This window comes from Arthrobacter sp. MDT2-3 (genome assembly GCF_059090465.1).
On sequence record NZ_JBNHFS010000008.1, the window covers coordinates 65,304 to 77,350 of the forward strand.

At 61.7% G+C, this 12,047-nt stretch carries 11 protein-coding genes; 5 read left to right on the forward strand and 6 right to left on the reverse strand.

Features of this window, described 5'->3' with window-relative positions:
* Positions 1–28 precede the first annotated feature (28 nt).
* On the forward strand, positions 29–1,069 hold the full coding sequence (locus AC5RUQ_RS19210) for an AAA family ATPase (protein ID WP_493948887.1): 1,041 nt from the start codon (positions 29–31) through the stop codon (positions 1,067–1,069).
* Here the strand turns inward: AC5RUQ_RS19210 and AC5RUQ_RS19215 are convergent.
* Complete coding sequence (locus tag AC5RUQ_RS19215; RefSeq protein ID WP_493948888.1) at positions 1,066–1,860, reverse strand: endonuclease/exonuclease/phosphatase family protein; 795 nt, start codon at positions 1,858–1,860, stop codon at positions 1,066–1,068. The genes AC5RUQ_RS19210 and AC5RUQ_RS19215 overlap by 4 nt on opposite strands.
* 152 nt (positions 1,861–2,012) lie before the next feature.
* On the opposite strand from AC5RUQ_RS19215, the gene AC5RUQ_RS19220 reads away from it, so the two are divergent.
* On the forward strand, positions 2,013–3,044 hold the full coding sequence (locus AC5RUQ_RS19220; protein ID WP_493948889.1) for a restriction endonuclease: 1,032 nt from the start codon (positions 2,013–2,015) through the stop codon (positions 3,042–3,044).
* A gap of 15 nt (positions 3,045–3,059) precedes the next feature.
* Here AC5RUQ_RS19220 and AC5RUQ_RS19225 read toward each other — a convergent pair whose 3' ends face one another.
* From AC5RUQ_RS19225 to AC5RUQ_RS19245, 5 genes are all read right to left on the reverse strand, one after another.
* A complete protein-coding gene (locus tag AC5RUQ_RS19225) occupies positions 3,060–3,818 on the reverse strand; it encodes a hypothetical protein (protein ID WP_493948890.1) in 759 nt (252 codons plus the stop codon).
* A 416-nt stretch (positions 3,819–4,234) separates the two neighbouring features.
* Positions 4,235–5,206, reverse strand: a complete 972-nt coding sequence (locus tag AC5RUQ_RS19230) for an EcsC family protein (RefSeq protein ID WP_493948891.1) — start codon at positions 5,204–5,206, stop codon at positions 4,235–4,237.
* 256 nt (positions 5,207–5,462) lie between these two features.
* Positions 5,463–6,098, reverse strand: coding sequence for a DUF4352 domain-containing protein (locus AC5RUQ_RS19235; protein WP_493948892.1), 636 nt, complete (start codon positions 6,096–6,098; stop codon positions 5,463–5,465).
* Between the two features lie 47 nt (positions 6,099–6,145).
* Positions 6,146–6,508: an Rv1352/Rv1906c domain-containing protein gene (locus AC5RUQ_RS19240; protein WP_493948893.1), complete on the reverse strand. Its 363-nt coding sequence runs from the start codon at positions 6,506–6,508 to the stop codon at positions 6,146–6,148.
* Between the two features lie 7 nt (positions 6,509–6,515).
* Complete coding sequence (locus AC5RUQ_RS19245) at positions 6,516–6,818, reverse strand: hypothetical protein (RefSeq protein ID WP_493948894.1); 303 nt, start codon at positions 6,816–6,818, stop codon at positions 6,516–6,518.
* Between the two features lie 239 nt (positions 6,819–7,057).
* Here AC5RUQ_RS19245 and AC5RUQ_RS19250 point away from each other — a divergent pair, with 239 nt between their 5' ends.
* Genes AC5RUQ_RS19250 through AC5RUQ_RS19260 form a run of 3 tightly spaced genes read left to right on the forward strand, consistent with a single transcriptional unit; the run spans position 7,058 to position 11,966 of the window.
* Positions 7,058–9,124, forward strand: a complete 2,067-nt coding sequence (locus AC5RUQ_RS19250; protein ID WP_493948895.1) for a hypothetical protein — start codon at positions 7,058–7,060, stop codon at positions 9,122–9,124.
* The gene (locus AC5RUQ_RS19255; protein WP_493948896.1) at positions 9,124–10,752 is read left to right on the forward strand and encodes a class I SAM-dependent DNA methyltransferase; all 1,629 of its coding nucleotides are present in this window, start codon (positions 9,124–9,126) and stop codon (positions 10,750–10,752) included. The genes AC5RUQ_RS19250 and AC5RUQ_RS19255 overlap by 1 nt, the downstream gene beginning before the upstream one ends.
* The gene (locus AC5RUQ_RS19260; RefSeq protein ID WP_493948897.1) at positions 10,749–11,966 is read left to right on the forward strand and encodes a restriction endonuclease subunit S; all 1,218 of its coding nucleotides are present in this window, start codon (positions 10,749–10,751) and stop codon (positions 11,964–11,966) included. The genes AC5RUQ_RS19255 and AC5RUQ_RS19260 overlap by 4 nt, the downstream gene beginning before the upstream one ends.
* Positions 11,967–12,047 lie beyond the last annotated feature (81 nt).

Sequence of the window (12,047 nt, forward strand, 5' to 3'; positions counted from 1 at the left end):
GGTGGGAATCGGGTACTACAGTGGATGCATGGCTCCCAGCCGCAATCCGCTCGACGACCTGCGCGAAACCATCGGCCATCTGGCCGATCAGCTCAAGCTGCCCGGTTCAGAGCGCGTGGACGACCTGGTGGGCGATCTCATCGGTGTGAGGCCCGGGCCGGCCCGGCCGCTGTCCGAGGTGCAGGCCGAGCTCGACGCGCTGGTCGGGCTGGAGACCGTGAAGGAACAGGTGCGGGCCCTCGTCGCACTGCTCCAGGTCCAGGCCCGCCGTAAGGCGCACGGCCTGCCGGAGGTGGCCACATCACAGCACCTGGTGTTCCTCGGAAATCCGGGCACGGGCAAGACCACCGTGGCGCGGCTCCTGGCCGAGATGTACCGCGCGGTGGGACTGCTGCAAAAGGGCCACCTGGTCGAGGTCGACCGTTCGGGCCTGGTGGGGCAATACGTGGGTGCGACCGCCATCAAGACGGACCGGGTGATCCGGCGTGCGCTGGACGGCGTCCTGTTCATCGACGAGGCCTACGCGCTGGCCCCGGAGGACGGCCGTATGGACTTCGGCCCAGAGGCGATCGAGGTCCTGCTCAAGCGGATGGAGGACCACCGCCACCGCCTGGTCGTGATCGTGGCCGGTTACCCGAGGCTGATGGAGTCCTTCTTGCTCTCGAACCCCGGACTGCGCTCCCGGTTCGCCCGCGAGATCACGTTCCCCGACTACTCCGTCGACGCACTGCAGACGATCTTCCACCAGATGCTGGCCCAGCACGAGTACACGTTGGAGGCGGGTGCTGACCAGATGCTGCGCCGCATCTTCACCGGGCTCCACGCCAGCGAGGACTCCGGCAACGCACGGTTCGCCCGCACGCTGTTCGAGCAGGCGCTCAACCGCCAGGCGCTACGGCTGTCGCTCAACAAGGAACAAAGTCTCGACGCACTCGATCGTGAGGCCGTCATGACGCTCACCGCGGACGACATCGTCCAGGCCGCGCTGGCCTTGGGCGAGCAGCCGGAACCGGAACCGGAACGGATGCCCGAACCGGAGCGGCCACGCTGGTGGCGCTGGCTGGCCTAGCCGGATCCGCAGCTGCTGTCAGGCGCCGGGTATCGGTCTCCAGCGTCAGGACTAGAACGGGCGGATGCCCGCACTCGTGCAGGACTCTCCAGAGCGGGGGCCCCATAAACGGAGGTACTTTGTGAAGGTTCAATGTCCAAAATCAGGGGCATGTGGTCGCTGTACTGCAGCCAGTCCTCTGGCAGGCCAATCTCGAGGGACGCTGAGGCTCCACGGAGGAAGGCGTAATCAATGTGTTGTCCGAAGTGCAACTTCTTTGTGTGAAAGTAGGTTTTCGTACTTTCGGCCCCGTGAGTGATTTCCTCAGCTCCATGGTGAACGCTTCGGAGCCCGAGCCCATGAAGTTTGTCGACCAAGAGGGAATGGTTCCTTCCTGGGTGGTCCCTATCCCAGATGGTGTTGCTGTTGAAGTCGCCGATAAGCAGCGAAGGTGCCGACGTCAGGAAGTCAGCGTGGCGATCGACAATCTCGTGAGTGACCCGGACATACTTCAGGTCTTTGTCGCGAACGTGGGCCCATAGTGCGACAATGTTCATGCCGTCTACGGTGAACGGAATATGCCAGGGCAGGAGTCGTCCCGCTTCCTTGAGTAGATAGGAGCGGTGAGTAAAACCAATGACGCCGAGGCCTTTGTGAGGATTGGAACCAACCCAGGCTTTGAACAGAGCATCAGTTTCAGCGATATGTTTCTGCGAGACCTCCGGTAAGACCGCGACATCGGGCTGAAGCGCCTCCACCAGCCAGCGCTTTTTGGCATAACCCATAGCACAGTTCCAAGAGACTACTCGCATAGCTATACGCTACTTGGTTCTCGGTACCGCCCTTGAATTCGCCCTGCTCGCAGAATTGGCTTTCCCCGTACAGGGTCATGGTCCGCGGCTCCGGCGTCCTCTGGGCCGACGGTAGGCTAAGGAGGCCGAAGCGGCGAGGAGAGATTGGGGACGTGTTGGTTGCAGTCTGGGGCATTCACAACGACGCACTATCGAATGAACTGGTTGAGGAAGGCTTTATCAGCATTGGTTGGTCCGTCATTCCTAATCTTCACTCCGTTGGTAGTGACCGCGATTCTTTGAAGCGAGCTTTAGCTGGCGCATACCCTGATGCCAAGGCGGGGGCAATCCCCGTCTGGGCCGGGATTCTGTACCGCTTTGGTTTCGAGATGAAGGAAGGCGACATCGTCATAGCGCCGTACCGTGCTGACAGCACCCTGAATTTCGGTGTCATCACAGGGGAATATGAGTACATGTCCGAAGCGCCCATCCATCCACATCGCCGCAAGGTCAGATGGTTAAAAACGGGAGTTTCGCGAGGTCTGTTTCCCCAGGAAGCGCTCTACGAGATTGGGTCCGCCATGACGCTTTTCCGCGTCAAAAAGAATGTTCAGGTGTTCATGAACTTCCTGAATGCGGGTCCGAATGCGGTGGCGCCGGGCATGCCACTTGATTCGATCGAGCGGCAGGCCGCTGATGATTGGATTGAGAACGAGCCCAGTGCCGCTCGGTTGGACCAGTTCACGCATGACTTCATCTTGAAAACGCTGCTGCAGGACCTCTCGCACGAAGAATTCGAGCACTTTACTGCTGATTTGCTTAGGGCGATGGGATACGAAGCGAGGGTAACGCCCTACTCCTCTGACGGCGGTGTCGATGTCATCGCTCACAGGGACCCGCTCGGTCTTGAACCTCCCGTCATTAAGGTCCAGTGCAAACACACCGCCGCCCAGCAGTCCCGCCCGGACGTTCAGCGCCTTAGTGGGACGCTCGCACACGGTGAACTTGCCCTCTTCGTCTGCCTTGGAAGTTTCAGCAAAGATGCACTGGGCTATGAGCGCGAAAGGCAAAACCTTCGTCTCCTAACGGGCGCAGATGTCGTAGAACTGACCCTGCAGAATTACGACGAAATATCACCGCGGTGGAAAACCCGTATTCCACTCCGCCAGGTTTACGTAGTGGACCGAGCCAGCGAGGGACGCTAGCTCGCCCGGCAAGAGCTAAAGCATCGTGTTCCTCCAGTGATCCCGCCAGTTGCCATAAAGTTCGAACCTCAAGGTGGGCTCCTCCGCACCACGAACAACTGAAGCCGCGACCGAAAATTCCGGGTCGCGGTTGACCAGCTTGCCACCGCATTCATCCCAAGGCTGCCGAGCGCTTTTCAGTCTTCTGCCAGCAGTCTCGTCAGGCCTCGTGAACGATGCCGACTGCATATCCCAGCGCATGCCGAGCGTGGCTTCATGCTCCTGCACAAGTTGGAGGGCCAATGCCACGTGCGCGAAGTCATTGTTCTCTTTCCGCAGTTCTGTCAGTGCAAGACGCGCGCGCTCGTGTCGGTACTGAGGCGCCAACAGTTTCACTCCTGGGTAGCTTGACCCTGGCAGGGCAGTCAGCAACAAGGACCATTCCACGAGGAGATCGAGACGCTTCGCCTCGGTTTGAGAGCTGGTGCCGGTACTGCCATAGACATCTGCCACGGCACTCCAAAAGAAGACGAAGTTCTTGAGCAATCCTTCATCGTCAAGGGCATCAGTGAGCGCCGCTTGGTCGAGTTCGATTAGATCGAGTGCAAGGGATTGGGGCAGAGTCTTGGACTCCTCATGCCCCAACTGCAAGAACCTGTCGACGCGAGCAGCCGTTGCGCTGAAGCACACAGCCCATTCACGGATGCCCGGCATCCGGGATACAACAGGCCGCTCCTCGTTACGCAACATGTTCTTAGTCCAATTGAGGTACGGGGTGATATCTTGCTCGGTCATGGTTTCTCCTCTAGGTGGCTTAAAGCGAAGCGCCCTCGGGCGGATGCCAAGGGCTGGAATTTTGAAAAGACTATTTGTTTATGGGAAGGCAGTTGGATCTAGTCACGCGATAAGACGTAGGTCAGGAATTGCAAAAGGCCCCCGGGGGCGATCCGGAGGCCTTCACTGCTTCTATTATATTCTTTGCTGCGTTACCAAATCAATAAGCGCTGTTCTGGGTGGCTTTTGGCGCGATCGGCTCTGTTGGCACCCTGGACAAGGTGCTGATTACATGGCGCTGGCCCGGCTTGCTAATTTGCTCCTGTCACGTATTGTGAGACCGCTTGCGTTACACATGCAAATCGGGATTACAGCTTACCAAAATGAAGTCGCGCCGTCGGGAGCCAAGGTGCTGAGGCCGAAACAGCTGTTTTTGCCTAAGGAGTCTCAGCCAAAGGCTCGTTATCTGAGTCGCTTGCGAGCGCGGCCGGTAGCGGCAAACCATACTTCTCGCACAGAAACCGGGTTTGGCAGTACCGCTGCGCGTCCGCGGCCACATTGCCGAGGACCGCTGAGTTCATGCCGGCACCAATGAGGATGCCTACGAACGGCACCACCTTTGCGACGTTCTGGATCGGAACCGTGGATCCGGCCGGTCCAAGGTGCTGCATCAACTTCTCAAGGCCGGCCAGCAGGCGGTGGTCGGCGCGGATTTTGTCCGACCACCTAACGCGTCCGTTGATCGCTTCAGCTGCACGTGCGACGTCACGCAGCGGTTCGACCTTCGCTGCTTGTGCCATGAATGACCGGCGTACCAGGCGCTGGATGAAAATCTGCTCATCGGGGTCTTTTGCGTCGTAACCGTAGGAGTATGCGATGCGCGACGCAATCGATGTGCTCAGGACTTGGATGACGAGAATGTCGGCTGTTATCGCGACAGGGATACCAGCCACGGGCGTCAGAGCCAGGACACCCATAGTCCCACCTTCCAGCGCGCCCGCCGTCCGCCACGTCAGAGTGTTGAATTTCAGCAAACGGTCGCAGACCTTGAGGTCATGCTGCCGCAGTTCGGTAAAACTGTTGAGGTCGAGACCCCGCTTCCGGGCGAGCTTCTCTACGCTTTTCGGGTCGTTAAGCTCCAAAGCCCAGTCGTTAACCAGTTCGAGAAGCGATGCCGCGCCTGCGAGCGCTGGCCGCACGGCCGTGGTGGCAACAGCATCGCCGGCACGTCGCATCGGTTCCTTCACCGCCTCTGGCACAACCGCCGTGACCCTGTTCACGGCCTTTCCTGTTACCTCGCCGGTGCGCTCGAGCGCATTGCTCGCCCAGTTCGGCAGGCCACGGCGGTTGTTACGCCGCTGCCAGTGCTCGTTGAGCTTGTCCCACACTTGCCCCTCGTAGGCACTCATCGGCGTTGCGCCGTGGACGAGCGGGTCTGTGTATGTGCTCACTGAGATTCTCCAATTCGACTGTGATTGCTGGATCCATGTTGCCCTACGAGTTGAGACGCATGGGTGACGGCGCTGTGTGTCATCACTGCGCATTACTGAAAGTTGTTTAGCTGTGGGAGTGCGGCGAGCACATCTCACCGTACGGGTGGAAGGAGATTTGTCGCTTGGGCATAAACCGAAAGGTCTCCTTCCACCCCAGTCTGGCCAGGACCTCCTAAGGGATCTGGATCCGAGCAGCTTCCTGCAGCAGCGGATCAGAAATCATGACTGTGGCAGCCCCGGGAGCAATATCGAAAGCAATAAAGCCTCGGGACTTGTCTCCGGGCAGGACCTCGCCGGAGCCCAGCTGGTTGTCCGCGAACAGACTCATATCGGCTTTACGCCCGTTAGCGTCCTTAGCCGAGAAGTACAGCGGGTTGGAAGAGGTGGTGCCCTTCTCGGTCTCCCACAGGACGTCCAGAAGCAGGTAGGTGCCGTTCTTGGGCGGAGTGGCAAACGCTGTCGTGCTCACGGTGTCCGTCCTGACCGCGGAGACCACGGTGATCCGGGCTACGTCCCCGTTGCGCATCTCCACAGTAAAGGGAGTGCCCACCGTCGGTGCAGCAGGCGCCGCAGGAGCCGGTGCGGGAGCGGCCGACGCCGGTGCTGCCGCCGGCTGGACTGCCTCAGCGGAAGCAGGCGGAACGTCCGCGCCGCTCGGAGTCCCGGCTCCCCCGCCGGAGCAGGAACCGAGCAGGATGCCGAAGAACAGCACGCCAGCCGGGATGGCAAAGCGCTTCTTCTTGTAGAACGGCCGCGGTGCAGGCGCCGGAGCGGCGGGCGGAACAGGGGCAAAGTTAGGGTGAGACATAGTGTGCCTTTCGGTGATGCGATGGATGGTGCGGGAGGTAGCAGAAGTTACTGCTTTTCCCATTTGCCGCAGCGGGTGGAGTTGAAGTCCTGTCCCGCTGAAAGTGTGACCACCGGGCGGCCGCCACCCGGGATGTCGTTTTCGATGATGTCGCCGCCGTTGCTCCCGCTGCGGTAGATCCCCCAGTAGCAGGTGGATCCCACTGCAGTGGCGGCCCTATAAGTGCCGGGCTCAATGTCGGCCCCAACCGTCCAGGTGCCGTCCCCCATCGTGTTGGCCGCCTTCGCCTTCTCGGCTCCCGTCACTGCCTCTTCCCGGGCCTTGACCGCGGCCTCCGCAGTCTTGACCGCAGCGTCGGCCTTGCCCACCTCGGCTTCCTTGGCCGCGACCTTGGACTCACGGGACGCCATGCCGTTCCTAAGCGTGTCGTACTTGCCCTTCAGCGATGCGTAGCTGGAAAGCGCCGCGTCGCTCTATCTCGACCGTCGACTTTTCGCCGGCCAGGGATTTGTAGGCGTCGCTAGCTTTTGGATCGGGCAGTGCGGTTCCCAATGCCACGCCGCCGGCAAGGAGTACGACGGCGGCCGTCGCCAGAAGGATGGGCTTCTTCCTGCCCGGCTTGGCTGATGCCGCGGTCTGCTCTTCAGCAAGTTCGGGAGAACCTTCCGGAAAATCCCCGCCCTCCGGCCGTGGCCCGTAGCTGGTTTGGTTGTTCAACATGTCCTCTTCCTCTGTTCGTGGATAACCGCAGAACGGCGGCGGGGTACTGATCCCCCAATACGCGGTTCCCCGCCGCCGCCGCAGCTCCGGAAGATTCCTTCTTGGCTGCAGAACGAACTTACGGGCGTCCACCGCAGGCGAAGCAGAAACAACTGATAACCCGGCCTATCAGCCCGGAAACGTGAATGTCGACGTATGACACTAGGCTGGTGGGACGATTCCGACTGAAGGGGGCAGCCATGGACGCAGTTACCGGCGCACTGCGCATGACGCTCGCTGACGTCGCCTCGCTGGCTCAGGTCCAGCGCCCCGTCGTATCCATGTGGCGTAAGCGCAGCAGCGGAGGCCCGCTTCCGTTTCCGGGGGCTGCAGGGACAGCCAATGGGGTAGAACTTTTCGACGCTGATGAGGTCACCGCCTGGCTCCAGGCAACCGGCCGGGGCAACAATCCGGACGCGCACAACGACGTCGCGGTTTACGCCAAGCTCACGGTCCCAGCAGCAGAAGCCCCCAGGAACAGCCGCCAGACGTTCGCCGGCCTGACCTCGCTCCTTGCCCTGAAGGTCATCACGGGAGAAACGCTGAGCGAAAGCAGCGCCGCGGATTTGCTGGACGCTGCAGACGAAGCGGATCCGGATGATGTATTCCTCTACTCGGAGTTGGAGGCCCTCGGCTCCGCACTTCCCGGCCTTGCCAACTTCGCTGAGAGGCTGGCGGACAGTGCGTTCAGTGCGTCGGCGGCGTTCGAGAAGCTGCTGGCCCACCGCTTCAAGGAAGGCCTGCGCGAGCATTCAGACACCGCGCTTACGGACGCTGCACTAAGGCTCGTCGCTGCAACAGCCACGGAGCTCGCGTCCACGCTGGACAGCAGGCCCCTTTTCGTCGACTCCACCCCGGGCGGGAGCGATGTGATGCTCAGCATCGTCCAGCAGTTCGGCGAATCTGCGCCTGTCACCTTCCTTGCTGCGGATCACGACGGCGGCGCCTCAAGATTGGCGCGTCGGCGCCTCGCGGTGCATGGCACGGACAGCGGGCCGGTGAGGGTGGACGACAAGGGTGCCTTTGCCGTCGGCGGCCCTGCTGTCCATGTGGCGCAGTATCCGGCACCGGGAGATCCGGCCCTGGACACGACCGGCATCCTGTCCGGCATCGAGAACATCGTCCTTCCGATGGATGACTCCCAGCGGGCGGTTGTCATCGCTCCTGCCCGGGTGCTGTGCGACGTTCTCACCAGAGCACCCGGCAACCTCCGCTCTGATCTCCTGCGGTCCGGCCGCGTGCGTGCCATCGTCCGGCTTCAGCAGGGGATGCTCCGCGCCAAGCCGCGTGAGCCGCAGGCGCTGTGGGTGCTGGGGCCGTCCTTCGCGGACATTCCCATCGCGGACCGATGGACAATGGTGGCGGACCTGAGCACCACCCCGCTCACCCTCGACGTGAGCCAGGACCTGATCAGTGACGTCGTTGCCTCCATGGGTGACCGCGCCACCATCCGCGCGCACTCCTTCCGGTTCGCCCGCCTCGTGCAGACCCGCGTCCTCCTTGCACGGACCGGCGCATTGGTGACTGCCGCGCATGCAAAGAGTACGGCGGCGTCAGGCGGCGCCGAGGCCGCCCTTCGGATCGAAGAACTCGTCCGGGTCCTGTCCACCGGCGCGGCCCAGCCGCTCGCACTTCCTGCTGTTCAGCCGACCGCCGCCGCCAGCGCCTCAGAGCGCCCGGGTTCGGTTCAAGGGCTCATCAACTCCCGCAACCTCAAGTACCTGAAGGGCATCCGGCTTGAGCAGGCTGACCTCAACGGCAAGGCCGGAAGCAGGATCCTGGGCCGCGAGGAACTGATGGATCCGCACACTGCCCAGCCACGCTTCATCGCCCTCTTGGACTTCGCCGCTAAGTATCCCGCGGGGCGTCTCACCGAGCCGGGCGACGTCGTCTTCTGCACCAGCCCCCGCCCCGCGGCGATGGTGGACGCGGAAGGTGGCGCCGTTGTCGTCTTTCCTGCCCGGATCCTGAGGATTGACCAAGGAGACCCGGGCGGCCTGGTGCCCGACGTCGTAGCCCGTGACATCAACAACCTCAACCCTGCGGACAAAGCCTGGCGGAACTGGCGGCTGCGCCGCACGCCGGACGCCCAGCGCCAGCCGCTGATCAACACCCTGGAGACCCTGCAACACGAGCAGGCCCAAGCCCGGGAACGCCTCAAGCAACTGGAAGAACTCGCTACCCTGATTACGGACGGCGTAGCGGGCGGAAGCCTCACCCTGACAGACCCTATTACCCACGCCGTACCAGAAGAAGGAACTGCATAATGCCCCCGAAAGTGAAGGTGGACCTCGCCCCGTCCACCATGAAGGAACTCAAGGACACCCTCTGGAAGGCGGCGGACAAACTCCGCGGTTCGATGGATGCCTCGCAGTACAAGGACGTGATCCTGGGACTGGTGTTCCTGAAGTACGTGTCGGACGCGTTCGAGGAGCGGCGCGGGCAGATCCAGTCCGAGCTGGAGGCGGAGGGGCTCAACGAGGAGCAGATCGCCCTGCTCATTGACGACGTGGATGAGTACACCGGCCGCGGCGTGTTCTGGGTGTCGCCCCGGGCCCGCTGGACTTACCTGGCGGAGAACGCCAAGGGCCTGGACGCGGTGGACGGTGCGGCGCCCAAGTCCATCGGGCTGCTGATCGATGAAGCGATGGAGCTCATCATGGCCGACAACAAGAGCCTGGCCGCCACGCTTCCCAAGATTTACAACCGGGACAACGTGGACCAGCGCCGCCTGGGCGAGCTGCTGGACCTCTTCAACTCCGCCCGGTTCACGGGCCAGGGTGCCAGCAAGGCGCGCGACCTGCTGGGAGAGGTGTACGAATACTTCCTGGAGAAGTTCGCCAAGGCCGAGGGCAAGCGCGGCGGCGAGTTCTACACCCCCGCCGGCGTGGTCCGGGTGCTGGTGGAGGTGCTCGAGCCGCACCGCGGGCGTGTGTATGACCCCTGCTGCGGTTCGGGCGGCATGTTCGTCCAGGCCGAGAAGTTCCTTGCGGCGCACCACCTGGAGGGTTCGGACATTTCCGTCTACGGCCAGGAGCTCAACGAGCGCACCTGGCGGATGGCCAAAATGAACCTTGCCATCCACGGCCTCAACGCCAACCTGGCCTCCCGCTGGGGCGACACGTTCGCCCGCGACCAGCACCCGGAACTGAGCGGGAACAACGGCGCGGACTTCATCATGGCCAACCCGCCGTTCAACATCAAGGACTGGGCCCGCTCCGAGTCCGACCCGCGGTGGAAGTACGGCGTCCCGCCGGCCGGCAACGCCAACTACGCATGGATCCAGCACATCATCTCCAAGCTGGCGCCCGGCGGCAGCGCCGGTGTGGTCATGGCCAACGGCTCCATGTCCTCCAACTCCGGCGGCGAGGGCGAGATCCGCGCCCAACTGGTGGAGGCTGACCTGGTCTCCTGCATGGTGGCCCTGCCCACCCAGCTATTCCGCAGCACCGGAATCCCGGTGTGCACGTGGTTCTTCGCGAAGGACAAGGCTGCGGGCCCGCGTGGGTCCGTGGACCGGACCGGGCAGGTGCTCTTCATCGATGCTCGGCACCTCGGCTACATGGTGGACCGCGCCGAGCGTGCACTGTCCGACGAGGACATCGCCAAGATAGCCAACACCTACCACGCGTGGCGCGGTACGGCTTCCGCAGTGGAGGCCGGGCTGAAGTACGACGACGAGGCCGGCTTTTGCTATTCGGCTTCACTTGCGGAGGTCAAGGCCGCGGACTACGCGTTAACGCCCGGACGTTACGTCGGTGCTGCTGACGTGGAGGACGACGGCGAGCCGATCGAGGAGAAGATCGCCAGGTTGTCGAAGGAGCTTTTTGAGCAGTTCGAAGAGTCTGAAAGGCTGGCGGCAGTTGTGCGCGAGCAGCTAGGGAGGGTGTCATGAGCGAATGGCGGGAAGTCACTCTGAGTCAGCTCGGCGAAGTGAATCGGGGACGCTCCAGGCACAGGCCTAGGTACGCCGAACATCTCTACGGTGGCACGTACCCCTTCATTCAGACTGGCGACGTCAAAGCATCTGGGGGTCGAATCTCTCAGTTCAGCCAGACGTACAGCGAATCTGGGCTCGCTCAAAGCCGCTTGTGGCCAGCGGGGACGATGTGCATCACCATTGCTGCAAACATTGCCGAGACAGGCGTACTCGACTTTCCTGCATGCTTCCCCGACAGCATCGTAGGATTTATTGCTGATTCAGAAGTGGCCGATGTGCGCTTCATCGAGTACGCGTTCCGAACATTGAAAGCCGGTCTGCAACATCAAGCAGCGGGTTCAGGTTCGGTCCAGGACAACATCAATCTGGCGACGCTGTGCAGGCTCAAATTCTTGATCCCTGAGTTGTCGGAACAGCGGGCCATTGCAGACGTCTTGGGGGCACTCGACGACAAGATCGCCTCCAACACCAGACTCATCTCCAAGACCGGCGAAGTCTTAGAGACCTCGTTCGCACTGTTGTGTGGACATATCCAGGAGACAGTCCCGTTCAGCGAGATAGCGTCAATCACAAAGGGCGTTTCCTACAAAAGCGCTGATCTCCTAGAGTCGTCGAATGCCCTTGTCACACTAAAGTCATTCGACAGAAACGGTGGATACTCCCTCAGAGGACTAAAGGAGTATGCTGGCCCCTTCAAGCCTGCTCAAGAGGTCGCGCCTGGTGAATTGGTCGTGGCCCAAACTGATTTGACCCAAGCAGCAGAAGTGGTCGGACGAGCAGTGCGCGTCCCAAGGGCCGCCGGTTATGAAAAGCTCATCGCAAGTTTGGACCTGGCCATCGTTCGTCCGAGCCAGGACTCGCCAGTCGAATTCCTGCTCGGCGTGATGTTGCAGGGGCGCTTCAGAGCGCATTGCAGGAGCAGAACAAGCGGCACTACAGTCCTGCATCTGGCCTCTGATGCAATTTCATCGTTCCAAGCACCTTTGGTTTCACCGGACATACAGGAGAACTACGCTTCCGTAGCGCGTCCGATTCTGCAGCTTCGCGACTCGCTCGAGTACGAGAGTGATTCGCTGGCATCAACTCGCGACGCCCTCCTCCCTCAACTCATGTCCGGCAAGCTTCGAGTCAGGGACGCGGAGAAGGTCCTGGAGAACGCCGGTGTGTAAACGCGCAGCGCGCTTGTAGTTGGCGCTTGAGGATAGCCGCCAAAAGCATGAGTATGCTGAACAACAAGTTGATTGTGGGGG